17 protein-coding genes are annotated in these 18,566 nt (G+C 48.5%); 10 read left to right on the forward strand and 7 right to left on the reverse strand.

Annotated elements, in window-relative coordinates; translation table 11 throughout:
* Positions 1–206 precede the first annotated feature (206 nt).
* From NYE45_RS02075 to NYE45_RS02090, 4 genes are all read right to left on the reverse strand, one after another.
* Positions 207–983, reverse strand: coding sequence for a YcnI family protein (locus NYE45_RS02075; protein WP_062837184.1), 777 nt, complete (start codon positions 981–983; stop codon positions 207–209).
* 56 nt (positions 984–1,039) lie between these two features.
* Complete coding sequence (locus NYE45_RS02080; RefSeq protein ID WP_340015362.1) at positions 1,040–2,755, reverse strand: copper resistance protein CopC; 1,716 nt, start codon at positions 2,753–2,755, stop codon at positions 1,040–1,042.
* A gap of 197 nt (positions 2,756–2,952) precedes the next feature.
* On the reverse strand, positions 2,953–3,609 hold the full coding sequence (locus tag NYE45_RS02085) for a response regulator transcription factor (RefSeq protein ID WP_340015363.1): 657 nt from the start codon (positions 3,607–3,609) through the stop codon (positions 2,953–2,955).
* A 1-nt stretch (position 3,610) separates the two neighbouring features.
* Positions 3,611–4,441 carry a histidine kinase gene (locus tag NYE45_RS02090; RefSeq protein WP_340015364.1) on the reverse strand — a complete coding sequence of 277 codons (831 nt, stop codon included), beginning with the start codon at positions 4,439–4,441 and terminating at the stop codon, positions 3,611–3,613.
* A gap of 305 nt (positions 4,442–4,746) precedes the next feature.
* On the opposite strand from NYE45_RS02090, the gene NYE45_RS02095 reads away from it, so the two are divergent.
* Positions 4,747–4,914: a hypothetical protein gene (locus NYE45_RS02095; protein WP_167350943.1), complete on the forward strand. Its 168-nt coding sequence runs from the start codon at positions 4,747–4,749 to the stop codon at positions 4,912–4,914.
* A 133-nt stretch (positions 4,915–5,047) separates the two neighbouring features.
* Here the strand turns inward: NYE45_RS02095 and NYE45_RS02100 are convergent, their stop codons facing one another.
* The 3 genes from NYE45_RS02100 to NYE45_RS02110 all read right to left on the reverse strand — a co-directional run bounded on the left by NYE45_RS02100 (position 5,048) and on the right by NYE45_RS02110 (position 9,629).
* Positions 5,048–6,880, reverse strand: coding sequence for a diguanylate cyclase (locus NYE45_RS02100; RefSeq protein WP_340015365.1), 1,833 nt, complete (start codon positions 6,878–6,880; stop codon positions 5,048–5,050).
* A 494-nt stretch (positions 6,881–7,374) separates the two neighbouring features.
* Positions 7,375–7,965 (reverse strand): DUF5317 domain-containing protein, encoded by a 591-nt coding sequence (locus NYE45_RS02105; RefSeq protein ID WP_340015366.1) that lies wholly within the window; start codon positions 7,963–7,965, stop codon positions 7,375–7,377.
* Between the two features lie 242 nt (positions 7,966–8,207).
* Positions 8,208–9,629, reverse strand: a complete 1,422-nt coding sequence (locus NYE45_RS02110) for a hypothetical protein (protein WP_340015367.1) — start codon at positions 9,627–9,629, stop codon at positions 8,208–8,210.
* Between the two features lie 277 nt (positions 9,630–9,906).
* Between NYE45_RS02110 and NYE45_RS02115 the strand changes: the two genes are divergently transcribed.
* From NYE45_RS02115 to NYE45_RS02155, 9 genes are all read left to right on the forward strand, one after another.
* Positions 9,907–10,938 (forward strand): BMP family protein, encoded by a 1,032-nt coding sequence (locus NYE45_RS02115; protein ID WP_145325689.1) that lies wholly within the window; start codon positions 9,907–9,909, stop codon positions 10,936–10,938.
* Positions 10,939–11,052: 114 nt separating this feature from the next.
* Positions 11,053–12,552: an ABC transporter ATP-binding protein gene (locus tag NYE45_RS02120; RefSeq protein WP_340015368.1), complete on the forward strand. Its 1,500-nt coding sequence runs from the start codon at positions 11,053–11,055 to the stop codon at positions 12,550–12,552.
* Positions 12,549–13,616: an ABC transporter permease gene (locus tag NYE45_RS02125; protein ID WP_017691012.1), complete on the forward strand. Its 1,068-nt coding sequence runs from the start codon at positions 12,549–12,551 to the stop codon at positions 13,614–13,616. Before NYE45_RS02120 ends, NYE45_RS02125 begins: the two co-directional genes overlap by 4 nt.
* Positions 13,600–14,523 (forward strand): ABC transporter permease, encoded by a 924-nt coding sequence (locus NYE45_RS02130; protein ID WP_076332630.1) that lies wholly within the window; start codon positions 13,600–13,602, stop codon positions 14,521–14,523. Before NYE45_RS02125 ends, NYE45_RS02130 begins: the two co-directional genes overlap by 17 nt.
* A gap of 47 nt (positions 14,524–14,570) precedes the next feature.
* Positions 14,571–15,242, forward strand: coding sequence for a sulfite oxidase-like oxidoreductase (locus NYE45_RS02135; RefSeq protein ID WP_340015369.1), 672 nt, complete (start codon positions 14,571–14,573; stop codon positions 15,240–15,242).
* A 1-nt stretch (position 15,243) separates the two neighbouring features.
* Positions 15,244–16,002 (forward strand): nucleoside phosphorylase, encoded by a 759-nt coding sequence (locus NYE45_RS02140; protein WP_340015370.1) that lies wholly within the window; start codon positions 15,244–15,246, stop codon positions 16,000–16,002.
* Positions 16,003–16,423: 421 nt separating this feature from the next.
* Positions 16,424–16,609 (forward strand): hypothetical protein, encoded by a 186-nt coding sequence (locus NYE45_RS02145; protein WP_036616704.1) that lies wholly within the window; start codon positions 16,424–16,426, stop codon positions 16,607–16,609.
* Between the two features lie 121 nt (positions 16,610–16,730).
* A complete protein-coding gene (locus NYE45_RS02150; RefSeq protein ID WP_340015371.1) occupies positions 16,731–17,219 on the forward strand; it encodes a GNAT family N-acetyltransferase in 489 nt (162 codons plus the stop codon).
* A 60-nt stretch (positions 17,220–17,279) separates the two neighbouring features.
* The gene (locus tag NYE45_RS02155) at positions 17,280–18,536 is read left to right on the forward strand and encodes a hypothetical protein (RefSeq protein WP_340015372.1); all 1,257 of its coding nucleotides are present in this window, start codon (positions 17,280–17,282) and stop codon (positions 18,534–18,536) included.
* The last annotated feature ends 30 nt before the right edge of the window (positions 18,537–18,566 follow it).

An 18,566-nucleotide genomic window follows, 5' to 3' on the forward strand; every position in this document is an offset into this window, starting at 1 on the left:
GGATGGCAATCAGCGGTAAGATGAGTGTGATCCTGGAGCGGCATGATCGAGTGCATAACCCATGGAGTGAAATGAATATGGGTAGCCAAACAAAGAATTGCAGATAGCCAATAAAAGCCTATAGCACACCGGGTTTGATCCCGTATGCCATAGGCTTTTTAGTTATCTGAATTTGTCTCAAGTTATCGTGAACTTAACGTTAGTTCTTAACGTTTTTTGCGACGTGTAGCCAACGCGATCCCCAAGAAGGACAAGATCAGGGCCAGAATGGATACGATCAATGTTGCTTGTTGAAGCTTCAGCGTACCCGGATCTGTATCCGTGTTGTTCGGCTCACCTGTAACGGTGTCATTGAGTGCATCGCCCAGTGTGGTGTCATCGTTTGCTTTGCTATCGTCGGTAGCTGCATTATCCCCAGCGGCTCCTTCTGTACCTGCACTATCATGTCCATCGTTGGCATGACCTCCACCTGCCGCAGCATTACCAGCAGCAGCTGGATCTTCGCTAATCGTTGTAATACTGTGCGGGTTGGCGTCACTTGGTTGGCCTGTCCATTCTACGATGCTGCCGTCGCTGTAGTATTGGAACGCATCCCAAGCCACTTCAGCTTCAGCCGTTGGGTTCTGTGCAACGAAGTTGAACTGTTGGAATTGTCCTGCCAGGATTCCTTCGTTATCGCCGTCAATTTCCCACGTAATCGATGTTACTTCATTGGAATCGTTCTTCTCGGTGGTGATTTTCCAGCCTGCCAGTGGTTGATATTGCTTGAATGCAACACCTTCCGGAACTTTCATCGTGATTTTGGTCGTAGGCAGTTCCTTCTCGGATGGAATCTTAATCGTGTACGTCTGCCATGCGCTTGTCTGTGCAACGGATGGGCTAACGGTAACGTGGGCGCTCGCAAATCCGGCGAATAGCATAAATGCTGCGGTACCTGTTGCGATAGTGGATGTTAGTTTGGAAATCCATGATGTTTTCTTCAAAATAAATAACCCCTCTCAGTTCTTATCATATATGATTCAATTTGATCGTTGTGTAACTACGGCTTGGCGGTGTCGATCTCAAATTCGGCATCCAGTGCATCCAACGATTTGGTCAGGAGATGTACCTTGATATTCCAACGTCCAGGCATGGAGATGTAATCTTCAGCCTTGTACACACCGGTGTCATTTTTCGGAATGGTAATCTCATAGATCCCCATATCCATGTCCAGATGTGTGAGTGACAGTGTGATCTGTTCCAGATCATGGACGATACTGCCATCTGCACCTTTGACGTCCACTTCAAATTGGTTCTCTCCCGTTACATTGGGACTCACCTGAAGTGTGATCGCTGAGCCATCTTCTGTAGTCTTCGTCTCCTGATACGGTCCGACCGCTGCTGGTTGCCCTGGAGACAGGTGGGTCAACACGGCAGCGAGAGCGAGAATTACAGCGCCGGTGGCAAGTTCGGCTTTCAGGCTACCGGATAATCTGCTTCCCGTTGCTGCTCTTGCCAGTCTGGCATGACGCCATGCGAAGACAAGCATCACAATTAGCAGGACAATCTTGCCGATCAGAACAAGACCATAGGCTGTAGTGAACAAGGAGGTCAGCACGGGTGCAGGCAGAATAATGAGACTGCTATATATTCCTGTAGCGACCAGAGCGGCTACGGCGCCAATCCCCCATGCGGTAAACCTGCGAATGGCAACCCAGTATACTTCTCCTCGAACCTTCGATGGCAGCTTATCCGCCAGTGGAGGCAGACATATCGCCATGGCCGTCAGTGCGCCAATCCAGAAAGCGGCACCGATCAGATGCACGAAATCCATGGTAATGGCGAGTCCGCGTTGATCGGCAGCAGCCGGGTGTCCTGTCATGGCATGTGTGAACAACCAGCCGAGCACGAGCACAAGTGAGCCATAGGAGGACCAGATGCGCACACGGATGGAGCGATCCCGATCATATCCAGATAGAATGGTGACTGCCAGCAGCATCACAATCAACATCTGTACCATCCAGATCTGGCCAAAGGATGTCAGCTTGAGCGCACTTCCGATCAGTCCCCAACTCAGCTCACCCAGCGCCACGCCAGATTCGTATAACGTGTTCAGTGGCAGGCTGACGAGAGCGGCAAAAGAAGCGGCAGCATAGCTGATCCACAGCATTCTGTAGCTCCCCGGAACGTCCATAGGTTCTCTTGTCATGGAAGTCGGAGCGATCCGCAGCAACATGAACGCGAGTGTACCCAGAATGACAGAAAGTCCGAGATACTGAATCCAGTCGGTTAGGGATACGATCCATTTCAGCGGTCCACCTGTTGAACCGGAACCGGATGTAAGATCACTCAGCCCGACAGGCGATCCGGAAGGTTCACCGATATGGAAAACATACACTCCCTGAATCGGATGCCCATCGGCAGATACAGCCTTCCAGTTGACGGCATATGTTCCGTTGCCAAGTCCGGTCTGCAGGCCAGTCTCCAGAATATGAGGGCGCTCCGCATCAATCTGCACCTTTCCATCGTCTGCCTGAGTGCCGTCAGGTCCGGTAATTTTGATATCATAAAAGGCCGTCTGCAAGGATTCGTTAAACTCCAGCGTCAGCCGCTCCGGAGCAGTTACGAGTATCTCGTTCTCTCCAGGCGAAGCCTTAACAATATAAGCATGGGCAGATGCCCACTGTGGCATAACAAGGCAGCACACGAGCATCAGGCAGGTGACTAATGCCCAGTGCCGTTTGCCCCATTTCAGGGTAAAGCTTGTAAAAATCAAAAAATCATCACCCTCAGGTTATAGATTTATAGTCACACATGGCCTTTAAACACAATCTAACCCATTATAACTTTGTCCAAAATGACTGCGTATGACTACATTGGGCTATAAAAAAACGATTTGGTCTGCATAATTGTGACAAAAGCATGAATGCTATGACATTCCGCACCTATGCATTCCATTTCGAAGCAGCGAGTTTATTTGCGAAGCTTGCGGCCCGCAAGCCCGCTCTCTAGTGCATAGCGGGTGAGTTGTACCCGATTTTCAAGCTGTAACTTCTGCAAAATGTTTTTCAAATGATTCTTCACCGTCTGGTCGGAAATGCCGAGCTGATCGGCGATCTCCCGATTGGTATATCCTGCGGATACCCATTGCAATATCTCAAGCTCCCGTGCCGTTAGCGGGTTATCTTGCACATCTTCACTGCGTGGTGCCGGGAATTCCTGCAAAATCCGATAGGCCAGTTCCTTGCTGAGTGGTGCATCGTCACTGACGATGGCGCGCAGGTACTCCAGCCAGGTGGAAGGCGTTAGATTTTTCAGCAAATACCCTTGAGCTCCTTGTTTCAGTGCTTCGAACAGAAAGCTCACATCATCCGATACCGTGACCATCACGATAATAACATAGGGAAAGCGTAGCTTGATCTGACGGGTAGCTTCCAGCCCATCCATGTCAGGCATCTGCACGTCCATCAGGATCAGGTCAGGCATCCATTGTCCGGTGAGCTCCAGCGCTTCCTGTCCATTCGAAGCTGTACCAATCACTTCAAACAGACTATCCTCGGATAAAATGCTACAAATCGCTTCACGCGCATGCGCATGATCGTCAACAACCAATACACGTACATGTTCCATGTTAGGCATGCTCCTTTCCAATCGTCATTCGTGTATGCCCCGGTCTTGAATCGAGGGTAAAAGACCAACCCATCTCGGCAGCACGCTCCTTCGTAATTCGCAGTCCGTACCGATCCTTCAGATGAAGAGGATCTCCACTTAGTCCATTCCCATTATCCTGAATATAAATGAACCAGGCAATCGGGTTACCCTCCGCGTGAATCTGTACGCGGGTAGCCTGCGCATGTTTGCGTACATTTAGTAAACCCTCCCGGATACAGGCCAGCAGTTCCACTTGCTCCTTGGCAGTGAACGTTACACCGCTTAGATCCCAGTGAATCTGTGCGCCAGGTACTGTCTCCTTGACGAGCACTTCAACCTGCGCATGTAGTGAGATAATCTCGGGTGCCACCGTAGAGGAGGGAACATAACGCAACTGGGCAATGGCTTGCCTCACGTATGTATTGACTTCATGCACCGTTTTTTGAATCTCCTGGATCTCATGCTCATGCCCGCTTCCGGCCAGACTACGGCCCGCTTTATCCGTTTTGACCGACAGCAGAAAAAGGGACTGGGATATGCCGTCGTGAAGCTCTCTGGCCAATTGATCGCGGGCTTCCAGTGCGGCTTTGGCAGCACGTTCTTGCTCCAGAGCAGCCCTGGCACCTTCAAGCATGCGGAATAATCTGCTGAGCAGAGTCACGCTGACGAGGTAAACGATGACGGGCGTTAGCCAGTTTCCGGCATCCATCGAAAGGTACGGCATCAGGAACTGATGGCGAATATATTCCCAGATGCCTACTGTGAATGTGGGGATCAGCAGAATCATCCATTTGATTTGTTTATAGGACATGAATGCAGAACTCCTTTGATCTAGGATTAGCTGAATAACGTACTTTAATTATGCAGGGATGGGACCATTATAACGCAAGCTTGTCCAAGACCCTAGTCTGTGTCTTTGGAGAAACCTGGGGAGGATCAGGGAGTATTTAGAAGGATATCTAAGAATGACAAGGGGTGAAATGTTGTCACGCTAGGTGAGGGTTGGTGTATCCAGCTGAGGAAGGCTGAGTCCGTTTTCCCTATCGGAGAAGGTCCTCTATACTTAATATAGAACGTGAATTCATTACAAAACATGTTAAGGAGTGACGCAACAACATGAGTCAAGAAGTATTGGAACGTCGCAGTGAATTGCTCAAAAAGAACATTCATCAGATGCTTGTTCAAGACAATCAGCACGGTATCAGTCGCCAAGACAACATGTTTTTGCAGCAGATGATTAAAGAGCTGCATCAGACCTCACATGAGATGAATACCAAATCTTAATGTAGAATCTGCACGAGAATGAAGTTGTCTGGTGTACGATTCATTCCATGAAAATGAAAATGGCGCTATCTCCGATCAGACCGGGGATAGCGCTTTGACTTTTTAAGGGAATATAGAAGAAGCTTCGTTTAACTTACAGCAACTGTTGCTGAGCGGTTCTTTTCTCAATATATCGAATGAACAACTCGGCAAGCTCCGGATCGAACTGTGATCCCGAACATGCGCGTAGCTCCCGAATGGCTTCCTCCACATTCTTCGTCTCCTGATACGGGCGCTCTGTCGTCATGGCATCAAAGGAGTCGATCACGGTCAACATCCGGCACAGCCGGGGAATCTCGTTACCCTTCAGACCATAAGGATAGCCCTTGCCATCATAGCGCTCGTGATGCAGTTCAATATACGGAATCAGATCGGCGAAGCGATCGTTCGTGATCACCATTTTTTTGCCCCAAGTGACATGCCCTTTGATTGTTTCCCATTCTTCTGCGGTGAGCTTGTCCTTCTTGTTCAGAATGGACCAGGGAATCTCCAGTTTGCCGATGTCATGAATTAATGCCCCCAGCACGAAACGCCGTTTCTCCGCATTGTCCAGCTTGAGCAATTCACTGATATCCAGTGCGTATTTATAAACCCGTTTGGAATGTTTGAACGTATCCATATCCTTGTATCTGAACAGATTGAGCTGCTGCTCGATGTCACGAACATCCTGTACCAGATCAATCTCGTGCTCCATGCCATCATTGCTGCCGTGACGGTGCACGTTGTTCTTGCCTTGTTTCTTCGCATAATACAGTGCTTTATCGGCCTGATCCACGAGCTGGGATTTGTTATACATATCCACCTGATAGGGAGCGACGCCGCCCGAGAAGGAGAGGCAACCGTGCGGAAACACTTCAACGCCTTCAAACGGCGTATCATTCAGTTGCTTTCGCAGCTTGTTCATGAACTTGTAGGATTCGTCCAACTCCATGCCTGGCATGAGCAACGTGAACTCTTCCCCGCCATAACGAAATGCGGTAACAGGTGTACCTTCCGTCTTTCGCATCAGAAAATCTCCAAGCAGAGCCAGCAGGCTGTCACCTTGAAGGTGACCAAACCGGTCATTATACTTTTTGAAATCATCGATATCTAATAGTCCCAGACAGAGCGGGGTTCCCTGCGTACGGGCGTTAGTCAGTTCACTTTCTAACATGCTTTCGAAATAACTATGGTTGAACAAGCCTGTGCGTTGATCAGTGTTGGCCTTTTCCTCAATCGTTTGATACATCACAAACAATTGCTTGAATGCGTGGGAGAGCAGAATGCTGAGACTCAGATACAATAACAGGCCCAGTACGCCATTGTGCACAACCAAAATTGTCAGGACAAGCGCCAGAATCAGCGTACACAGATAAACCAGCAAGGATTCGGTAACGAATGCCCGCTTCATCTGCTGTAATGCATCCTTCGTGGAGAAATGAAAGAACAAGCCGAGCGTGATCGTGTTAATAATGAAGTAGGCTGCGAGCGCTGCGAAATAAGGAAACAGGTTATACCCATTCAACGTTCCCGATTGACCACCCGTCCATTCAAACACGGCAGCTGCTCCTGTAATCATGAGACTGTAGATGCTGAAGTTGACAATGTGTTTCCACCAGGTGAGCTTGCGCTCTTTGATGAGCAGGATGATGGAGACAGGTAGCAGCACGGACAGACTGAACGCTCCGCCAAACATGAATATACAGGCAAGGTACACCGATGAGTCCATGGATTGCTGATTGCCTTTGGGTGGAATCTGGAACGTGAAATAATCCAGAATCAACGCCGCACCCAGCATGGTGTAGACCATAACCCAATCTGACGTGGATAGATGAAGATAAGACCACTTGTTCATGTACAGAAAAACACCGATACCGGTGCAGCTAAGCAAAATAACATACAGACTGCTTCGATCTGCCTTATGGATAAGGTTACGAATAAAGTTCATAAAAAATCTCCTGCTTGGGTTTAGTCTACTCTTGATGTGTATATAAATTGAGCTGATAGGTATTAACACTTACACTTCGATGACAGAACAACCTTCCGATCGCTGTTATCCCCAGATTTTTTGATTTTTTTTCCAAAAGGTAAAATCCCGGGATAAAGGCGAACGCTCCGCTTCTTCAGGTTATTTCTGTCCTCTCCGTTCTAGTGTAAATGTTCAGTTCAATATATAATTGGTGCGCTGGTATAGAGGTATACTATATAGATGTATAACATATCAAGTTGACTACCAAAAATCCAGAAAGAAAAAACAGGCCGCGGGCAGCCTGTTTGTCTTGTTTGGCGGTATGGATACTAGCCGCCCAGCTTGTATCCCGAAGTTAATGCCACAACGACAGAAGCCACGATGATTGCGTTGATGACAATGCGGGAATATTTCACACCTTCAAATTTTTTCATGGAGAAGACCTCCCTTCCTTGGAGTCTGACTGATCTTCTTCAAGCCTGATGAGTTTTAGCCGGTTGCACAGCCTTTTTGTCCCGACTCACCATCATGTACTGGATAAATAGGAATATGCCAACGTTCATGACCACATCACCGATGCTAATCACCTGAGTCCGTGGATAAGGGCTGGACAGTGGGATGATATCACCGAGAAAAGGCAGGTGTGTAGACGCATCCATCATGAAATGCTTCGATACGGCTCCGCCTTCCCGAAGCATGTCTACATAATACGGTCCCAACACAGCGGAAGCTTCCACAGAAACCGGCATGCGCCCACCGTTGACAGCCATCACGGCAAAATTGAGAAACACCCCAATCCAGATGAGCATGAAACCGGTATGATGCCTGTTGAGCCACAGAAATGCGAGCCCTGTAATGTAGACGGCAGCAAAGAGGTAACCATTAATGGAAGCCACCCATTCGAATCGTTCCTGCAAATAGAAAATAAAGAACTGGATAAGTAGCAATACAGGGAAAATCCAACCACTTCGTAGCTTGAGTGCTGCAAACTGGTTGAGCCCATGTCGCAACCCGCCCCGTAAAAATCCAACGATCAAGCCGAGTAGAATACCGTCATATACCATGAGTAACTCCTGTTCGTGCGGAGATATGCAATGTAATTGCGTGTTTATGTACATATAGGATTCGACCTTATATTGGTAATTCCTGCATGAGAAAAATGATTTTCTAGAAGAAATTTGCAAAATGCTGAACAAAAAACCGTCTTTACGAATCCATAGGTCGAAACCCTTGTGAAATTCGGTAAAGACGGCTACTTATGATGCCAAAATACGAGCTTTAAATTCGGTTGAAGACGGAATTTATTTTATTCAGATCCACCGTTCAGATAGTTGAAGAAAGGCTGATCCACCCAGAAGTCATACGTCGTAATATCCGCATCAGGTGCCAGCTTCAGGAAGCCTTCACGAATGGCTTTGGCATTCTCTTTCAGAGAGAAGGACTGAGCATAGTAATTGCCAAGCGCAATCTTATTATTGGAAATGACCGGATAGTTCGCCAAAGCAGTTGGTGAATAATACAGCGGCTGCCACCAGGAGCTGAGAATCAGTGGAGATGTGCTATCGCTGTTCTTCTTGGCATATTTAAGAACAATGTCGTTGAAGCGAACTTTGTCTGCCGCATTGTTGAACTCGAATTGAATGTCATATTCCTTCGCAGAGGCAATATAGTTGCCATTCTCGATCTGTGTCACTTTATAGTCAGGCGTTTCTTTCGGCTCGCCCCATTCCTTCAAATAAATGAAGGCAGATGTCTTCGGCTGGAATTGTACATCAGCATCAATACCTTCGCTACGCAGCAAACCAATCAATTGTACAGCGTGTTGGATATTATCGTGGCCGTAAGTAAGTGTCAGCTCATCGATAAAGTTGGAATCAAAGCGGCTATCCTTTAGGTTGTAACCTGTGACGAGATCATCTCGCAGGGCCTGATCCACAATTTTTCTCAGTTCAGGTGACTCGATCAGATCCGCTGTGCGATATGCAGCATACAGTTTGGAGTAGATGTCTGCATCACCGGAACGTCCAATCTCGTGTTTATATTTTCCTTGGCTGATCAGAACGCGTCCAAGCAACGTATTAGAGAAATCTTTACTTGCTACGCCACCCTTAAGAAGAGCAGGGTACAGGCTTTCGGGAATTAGACCTGTATCAATCGCTGCAGCCAGTTCCTGTGCGGCTTGTCCCTGAACACGGTTTGGGCTAATGCCCACCTTGGCAAGTGCTTTGGCTGTTTTCTCAGCAGGATATGTATAGGCGAGTTCCTTGAATCCAGCTGCTTTTACCGCGATGAAGACAGCTGCATAGGCGCTCAGTTGATCCTTGGCACGTACTTCTGTACCTGTAAGAACCCCCTTATTGTATAAGGATACGGCAGCATCATAGGAAGAATCACCAGAGGCTAGATCGGTAAAGGCTGGAGCCTCAGCTGCACTGTCGCTTGCTTGAGCTGCTGTCGTGATGGCTGCAATGGCTTGAATGAAATCACCTTTGGTAATCTGTTGCGGCAATTGAATGCTGTATTTCGCTTGCAAGAATTGAGCAAAATCCGCTGCGCTTTCCGTATAAGCAACAGGAGCCTGGGCTACCGGTCCTTTGACACTTTGTGAGGTGGTTGGTTTAGCCGGAGTTGCAGATGCTGCAGAAGCAGAAGCGGGCAAGCTTAGGCTGCCGAGTGTTACCGGAGCGGCGAGCAGGGCCGCCAGTGTGATCTGGGTGATTTTTTTCAAATGAATAGCCTCCTTAAAATGGGTTGGAAAATAATCAGCTTTGCGTTATAATTCTGACAAATCCTATATGAATAGAATAATTGGATTGACTTTAGCACGGAGACGCGCTGGATGTCAACGAAAAAAAAGCTTGATACAGAGCGCTTTCCAGAGGTTGGAAGAAAGCAAATCGTCAATTATATTCTAATTGAGTGTATACGCTCAAAGATTTATTGACAAGGATCGACAGTATCCGCTAGGATAAGAAAAAAGAATGTTGAAAAGGGGTATTTTCAAAATGAAAAGAGGTTTATCGTTCGTCTTATCGATCATCATGTTGGCTATTTTGTTGGCAGCTTGTGGGAATTCGGCTTCCAAAGACGAACAATCCGCCCAAGGCAGTGATTCGGAGAAATCTCTTCGGATGGCCCTCGTACTTCCCGAAAAAATAGGGGTTAACCCTTTCTTTGTACAGATGGATGAAGGCTTCAAAAAAGCAGGCGAAGAATTCAAAGTAGATACCAAGACGATTGAATCGACAGACCCGGCAGCATTTGAACAAAATCTGCGTGCTGCGGTTGCCGAGAATTATGATCTGATTATTACAGCCACTTTCCAGGCAGAAGATGCATTGAAGAAAGTTGCTGCAGAAAATCCGGACAAGTCCTTTGCAATTGTAGATACAACAGTGGATCTGCCTAACGTACGTAGCGTTGGTTTCCGTGAATATGAAGGGGCGTATCTGCTTGGTGCAGCTGCTGGATTGTCCACCAAAACAGATAAAGTCGGCATGATCGCAGCAATGGATGTACCATTGATCAAGAAATATACGGAAGGTTTCAAAGCAGGATTGGAATCCGTGAATCCAGACGCAGAATTCCTCGTGAACTATGTAGGTGGATTTAATGACCCGGCCAAAGCAAAAGAATTGGCACTGGTACAATTCGGCAAAGGCGCTGACTTCATCGCTGGCGCATCCGCTGTAGGTGATCTCGGCGTGTTCGAAGCAGCCAAAGAAAAAGGCTTCTACACTTCAGGTCAAGATACGGACCGCACAGTTGAAGACCCGGAGCATATCGTATTGTCTCAATTGAAATCAACCGATACAGTTGCTTATGAGACCGTGAAAGATTTCGTAGAAGGCAACTTCAAAGCAGGCGCTGTTAACTACGGTTTGAAAGAAGACGGTGTAGGCCTGACTTACGTTACTCGTGATAGCGAATCTCCGCTGAATGCTTTTGTTGGACAAGAAGTGATCGACCAAGTTAAAGCAATCAACGATGATATCGTATCCGGCAAAATCGTAGTCAAAGATCCATTGCAACAATAGTTTTGAATGTTCTTTTCAATGAATGAGTGATGGAATTGATCAGCCGGCTGCCCGATCAGGCAGCCGGTTTTGCTGCTATTAAATGACCGAGACCGAGGGGAGCGAACGCGAGATATGCTGTTGGAGATGGAGCAGATTACGAAGAAATACGGCGGCTTCACCGCTAACCGTGACATCCGTTTTAATTTGCGTGAGGGAGAGATTCATGCCCTGGTAGGTGAGAACGGAGCCGGGAAAACAACCCTGATGCGCATGCTGTACGGTATGGAACAGCCCACGTCAGGTACAATCAAAGTCCGTGGACGCGAGGTGAGCTTTGCCACGCCTTCCCAGGCGATGGCAAGTGGCATCGGCATGGTGCACCAGCATTTCATGCTGTTCCCTTCCTTTACGGTGGCGGAGAACATTGTGATCGGACGCGAACCGGCTAAGGCAGGTGCATTTGACCGCAAAAAAGCAGCGGCCCAGGTGAACGAGCTTGGCAGACAATATGGCATGCCGGTTGACCCGTGGAAAAAAGTGTCCGAATGCCCGCTCGGCATGCAGCAGCGTGTTGAAATCCTCAAGGTGCTGCATCAGGGCGCAGACATCATTATATTGGATGAACCTTCAGCGGTGTTGACGCCGCTGGAAGTGAAGGAACTGCTGGCGAACATGAAATCTCTCGCCAAGCTGGGCAAAACCTTTGTACTGATTACACATAAGCTTCAAGAAGTCATGGATGTAGCCGACCGGATCACAGTGCTTCGGGATGGTCAGGTGACTGGAACGCTGGAAGCCAAGGATACACATGTGGAGGAATTATCTCGTCTGATGGTTGGTCGTGAACTTGTGCGTATGGACAAGCAGCCATCAGTACCAGCAGAAGCTGTGCTTCAGGTCGAAGGAGTCAACTTGTCCGGAGCGAAGGATCGTTCGGCGCTCAAGGACATCCACATGGAGGTACGAAAAGGCGAGGTCGTTGGTATAGCAGGCATCTCGGGTAACGGCCAGTCGGAACTGATTCAGGTCATTGCCGGACTGCGTAAGGCAGACAATGGTCGTGTCTTGCTCTCAGGGCAGGATACAACAAACTGGCCTGTGCGGCGCATTCGGGAGCATGGACTTGCTCATATCCCGGAAGATCGTTATATGTGGGGAGCGGCCAAGGACGCAAGCGTTCGCGAGAATGGACTGATGGGACACCATCATCGATTGCAGTCACGTGGCATCATCAAAGCCAAAGCAGCAAGAACGATGGTAGAGAGCTGGATCAAACAGTTCAGCATCAAGACGGGTTCTGCGGAGACCAAGGCACAGTTTCTGTCGGGAGGAAACTTGCAGAAGCTGATTGCTGCCCGTGAATTTGCACAGGATACACCGTTTCTGATTGCAGCCGAACCGACTCGTGGTGTGGATATCGGTGCTATGGAGACGATCCATGCTGAATTGTTGCGCAAACGCAGTGAGGGTGCGGGTATTCTACTCATTTCATCGGAGCTGTCCGAGATTTTGCAATTATCTGATCGGATTATTGTCATGTATGAAGGCGAGATTGCCGGAGAACTGCGAGCAGAGGAAGCGACAGAGGAACAGATCAGCTTGTTAATGGCGGGAGGGAAAGAGCGGATATGAATCGGGTAAAAGAAACACTTCGCGGACTCGTACAGCCGCTGCTTGCCGTATTCATCGGTCTGATTGCAGGGGCTGTGGCGATTCTGATCGTTGGCGGTAATGTGGTGGATACGTATGCGGAGATGTGGAAAGGGGCCTTCGGCAATTTCTACTTCTTCACGAATACGCTGGCTCGTTCCACGCCAATTATCTTGGCAGGACTGGGTGTGGCGCTTGCATTCCGTGCCGGGTTTTTCAACATGGGAGCCGAAGGTCAGATGATTCTCGGCGGACTCAGTGCTGCGCTCACGGCGCTCTATCTGCCAGGGCCAGGCTGGTTCGTGTGTATTGCTGCAATTGTGGCAGGTATTGTTGCCGGGGGAATCTGGTCCCTGTTTGCAGGTTGGCTGGATGCACGCTTCGGTATGAATCTGTTGATCACAACCTTACTGCTTAACTATATTGCCATTTATTTTGGCGGATACATGGTCTCTTATCCATTCAAGGATCGGACTGGATCAGCTGCGATGGCTCAGACACCCATGATTGATCAAAGTATCTGGTTGCCGAAGTTGTTCCAGGGCATGGGACTGCATGCAGGCTTCATCATTGCCATTGTAGCAGCTATTCTGATCTACTGGTTCACGCACAAAACGGTGACTGGTTACGAGATTCGCATGCTCGGCAGCAATCCGTCCTTTGCAACCTACGGCGGTGTTCGCCGCATTCGTATGATGATGCTGTCCATGGTCATCAGTGGCGGACTTGCTGGACTCGCGGGTGCAGGGGAAGTCCTCGGTACACAGTACCGTTTCCTTGATGGCTCGCTGTCATCAGCAAGTTACGCATGGAGCGGCATTATGGCGACGCTTCTTGCCCGCTCGCATCCACTTGGTACAGCTGTGGCAGCCATTTTACTCGCTGCGCTACAGACAGGTGCCATGGGGATGGAACGGAATACGGATGTGCCGCTGGAAGTGGGCAGTGTCATCCAGGCCGTATTGACGTTATTTGTATCAGCTCAGATCGGTTATTCATTCCTGAAGCGGAGAAAGGAGAAAAAGTCCAATGCAACAACTGTTTGATGCAGCCATGTTTGGCTCAACCTTGCGGATTATGACTCCAATCCTGCTTGCAGCGCTCGGTGGGGCTTTATGTTCCCGTGTCGGTCTGTTCAACGTCGGTCTCGAAGGACTGGTGCTGATCGGTGCATTCTCCGCCATTGTCGGTAATTATCTGTTTGGCAATGTGCTGCTGGCTGTACTCTTTTCCATTATTATTGTGATGTTATTCTCGGCGCTTTTTGCCTTTATAAGTATTAATCTGAAGGCCAACGCCATCGTGGTCGGGATCTCGCTCAACTTCCTGGCTGCGGGTGTGACGACCTTTGCACTGCGTGCGATTTTTGATGTAAAAGGTGCATACTACGACAAAGACATGGTGGGACTTCCCAAGTGGGATATTCCGCTGATCAAGGACATTCCATGGGTGGGCGATGTATTATCGGGACATAGTCCTTTGGTTTACCTCGGCATTGTGCTCGTGATTGGACTGCAATTCTACCTTTTCAAAAGTGTATCTGGCTTCCGTCTGCGCTCGGTCGGTGAGAACCCGATTGCAGCACAGAGCATTGGGATCAAGGTACGTGGCATCCAGTATGGTGCCGTTCTGATGTGCGGCGTGTTGTGTGCTCTGGCTGGAGCGCAGTTGTCGCTCGGTCAGGTGACGATGTTTACCGAAGGCATGACTGCTGGTCGTGGCTTTATCGCGCTGGTGGCAACGATGCTGGGGCAAGCGAATCCGCTTGGCGTCATGGGCTCCAGTGTGCTGTTCGGCTTCATGGAAGCATTGAGTATTCGTCTGCAAGGATTCTCCCTGCCAACGCATTTCACGTTGATGCTGCCGTATATTGTGACGCTGGTCGCGATGTTCTTTTTCAAAGACCGTACCTATGCACAGGATGCACTGAAAGCGGGCGGAAGCTCGCGTTAATTCCTGAATGCCTATGCTAGAGACAGAAGATGAAGGAGGAATCCAACTTGCATAACAAGGCTGAACGTTTGAAAAAAAGTAAAAGCCCGGCATCCAAAACAGGTAACGATCACGGAGATCGGCTGCCGCCGGGACAGATGCTGACGGAGAAATTCCCGATTCTGCATGAAGGGGAAGTGCCGGAATATGACCTGTCCACATGGGACTTGAAGGTGTTCGGCGAAGTTGAAGAGGAGAAGGTCTTCTCCCTAGCTGAGTTGCAGGCGATGCCACAGGTGAACACGGTGAGTGATATTCACTGTGTCACACGCTGGTCGAAATTCGATACGCCGTGGGAAGGGATTCGCTTTTCCGATTTTGTGAAACTTCTGGGGGTTAAGCCGGAAGCGAAATACGTCATGATCCATGCAGATTACGATTATGAAACGAATGTACCGCTTGAAGAATTGATGCATGATGACGTATTGCTTGCATTCAAATATAACGGCGAGCCACTAACGCCCAAGCATGGTTTTCCGCTCCGTATGGTCGTGCCACAACTCTACTTCTGGAAGAGTGCGAAGTGGATACGTGGTCTGGAGTTTATGACAGAAGACCGGAACGGATTCTGGGAAGTGAATGGTTTCCACCACTTTGCTGATCCGTTCAAGGAACAACGCTTCTCGGGTGAAGATCTGCCGATTCCGGAAGACGAGTGGACGAAGAAGGAGTTTGATTGATATGTTGATGCCTATTTTGCAGATTCATTCGGAAGACATGCCGGCATACGCCATCGTCTGTGGTGATCCGGCACGAGCAGAGAAGATTTCCCGCAAGCTGGAGCAGGTGAAAGAACTGGCGTTCAGTCGGGAGTATCGCACGTTTGTTGGTTTGTATGAAGGGGTACAGATGGCTGTCGTCAGCCATGGTGTAGGTTCACCTGGAGCAGCTGTCTGCTTCGAGGAATTGATTCGCGCGGGTGTAACGACTCTGATTCGTGTTGGTACAGCGGGATCGTATACAGCCGATTATCCGGCAGGTAGTGTGATTGTGAGTACAGCCGCTGTTCGTTCGGATGGGTTGACTCGCCAACTGGTGCCGGATGGTTTCCCAGCAGTAGCGGATATCGGTGTGACGCAAGCACTGGTCGCGGCTGCTCGTGAGCAGGAGAGCGCAGATGCTGCAACCTTTGCAGGCAAAGTGGGCGTTGGTATTACCGTAACGCTGGATGCGTTCTTTGCAGGCGTGGAAGAGATTCCACACCGCAAGTACAAGCAGGCTGGAGCGCTTGGGGCCGAGATGGAAATTGCGGCCCTCTACATCGTCAGCACCTTGCGTGGTGCTCGCGCCGGAGCCATTGTCGCGATCGATGGATTCGCAGACAGCGATCTGGCTGCCGAGTATGATCCGCATACGGATGCGGTTGGACAAGCGGTGGAGCACGAGATTAATGCTGCGTTACGTGCACTAGCCGCGCTTGCTCGCCAGGATCAAGCATGATACAAAACCAGTAATTTAATCGGTTAAACGTCCAGCTGAGATGGACATAAGGAAAGAGGGCATCCCGTAAGGTCATGAAAATGACCAGTGGGATGCCTTTTTTTGTGCTTTAAAGAGAGTGTATCCAATTAACGAACTCAGCACGTCTTATTCGGGCGGAAATCGCAAGTGTGAAATCCTAACGAATCTTAGGCACGCTAATGCCTGGATAGGCCCCTTTTTTCCAACCAATTCGATGAATTACCGTGATATAACGTGTCTGAGATTCGTTACATTTTCATTTTGCTCATATTTTCCCTTATAAGGTGTGTACGATTCGTTAGCTCTGACGCCTGCCTCTCGCGGAGAATGATAATGCAGAAATTGGGCACGTTATATAAAGGAACATCAACATGAATACGAAAAAAGGGAGGACTCTACGATGACACAGAACAATCAACCTCAGGACGAGGCGGAAATTCGCAACAAGTTGGATGAAGACGGGGATTCCTTAATGGAGAAAAAGAAAATTTTAAGCGGAGTCGACATTGAGCCGCAGGCGGACGAATGGGCAGCGAAGCCATCACCTGTTGCTTTTAATGAAGGAAATACTTCTTCGAAAAAATAAACAATGAGCATCACATGGGCTTGATGGAATGAAGATAAATTTAGCGAAGCAGGTACCCTTATGGTATCTGCTTTTTGGTTGTATAATAATGTAAAATTCATGTGATGAAAGAGTGATGAGGATGAGTACTGGGACGATTAACATCAGAAAGGCAGAAATGAGGGACTACTCTGGCGTGTCATTACTGATGAATGAGCTACATCAGATGCATGTTAAGGCGCGCCCGGATATATACAGAGCGTTAGAGACCAGAATGGTGGAAAAGGAGTTTACCGAACTGCTGGAAACGGACAAGCGGTACCTGTATGTTGCCGAGTCTTTGGAAACGGGCTTGATTCTGGGTTACGGGAGTGCGCAGTTAAGTATTATTCAAGATAACCCATTAATGGTGGACCGCAAGATGTTATACATCCATGAACTTGTAGTGGATACCAAGCATCGGGGTCAAGGAACAGGCAAACAGTTACTACAAGCATTCATCGAGCTAGGGAGAGAGCTTCAGGCTGACAGCGTGGAATTATCCGTGTCGACGTTTAACTCTGGCGCACAGGCTTTCTATGAACAGATGGGTCTGGTCGTCCGCAGCAGCAGGATGGAGTATACCTTGTAAGGCGGGACCAGTAGAGTGATAGGAACATTGGCATGGAGGGGAGGGAGGTGCATGAAGGGGATGAGAAGCATTAATGAAAAAGAACAACTGGGCCAGAATAGCATTCTGCAATCTACTGAGGATGTGGAATATCTTGTTCGCAGTGTGCAAAAACTGTTGGAGGAGCCTGACACAGTAATACAATGTTGGGAAGTTGAAAGCATCAATCCAGGGCTACTTAATTTCACCACATCAGGTATTTATCGAATTCGTGGAACGGCTACCGTAGTTGGAGCATCGCTGTCATGGTCACTTATTTTGAAATGCATTAAACCGGACTCAGCAGAGAAGGAAGATGTTACATACCATAACTATTGGAAAAGAGAAGCAGAGATATTCTCATCAGGGCTACTCGATCATTTACCAAGGCGTATCATAGCTCCACGCTGTTTCGCTATACAGGATAGACCGGATCAAACCATTGGGTTGTGGATGGAAGATGTGTCTGGTCACTCGAAGTGTGATCATGTCTGGCCTCTGGACGATTGGGGTTGGATTGCGGAACGCCTTGGTGAATTTCACGGAGCTTATCTCACGGGAACTTCACTACCCCAACAAGAATGGATCTGTCCATATTGGCTCAAATCCTGGGTTAGGGGTTGTCGTCAGTATGCCCCTTCAATCCAAGAACCTAAATTGAAAAGTGGATTTGGTGATGATGATACTGGAGCTAGAGGAAGGCGTATTGGCGTAGGTGGTTCCGAGAGGTATGCCATTGCAGGAAGTATACAGGAGCAGGCCCATTCGATCTGGCAGTGGTTCAACCAATATAGCGAGCAAATGGACAAGATTTTAAATACACTTGAACAATTACCACGAGTTCTGTCACATCAGGATTTGGGTAAAGGCAATATATTTTTGCCATCAGAACGTCTGGACGATAGCGTACTTACTCTCATCGATTGGCAATTCATGAGTATTTCTGGCGTTGGTGAAGAATTAGGGAAGCTGTTTGGGGTTAACGCAAGTTTTGGGCATATTGCAGCAGAGGACATATCTGCAGTTAAAGAGGAAGTGTTCGATCGCTACGTGCACGGACTTCGGACAGCAGGGTGGATAGGCGATAAAAGACTTGCAAGATATGGATACTGTGTCGCAGTTTCAGCTAGAAGTCTGTGGGAAGTTCCTGAGTGGTTAAAATGGGTGGAGCAGTCATGTACTGCTTCAGATAGTAATGAGGAGCTTGATCAGAAAATAAGTACCCGTGCCCGGATCATAACTATTCAGAAAGAGATGTCATTTGAAGCAGCTGAGTTGGCTCATGCTCTGTTTAATTAGGAAGGATTCATCCATTTTAAACAAAATATC

Source organism: Paenibacillus sp. FSL K6-1318, from assembly GCF_037976905.1.
GTDB lineage: Bacteria > Bacillota > Bacilli > Paenibacillales > Paenibacillaceae > Paenibacillus > Paenibacillus amylolyticus_A.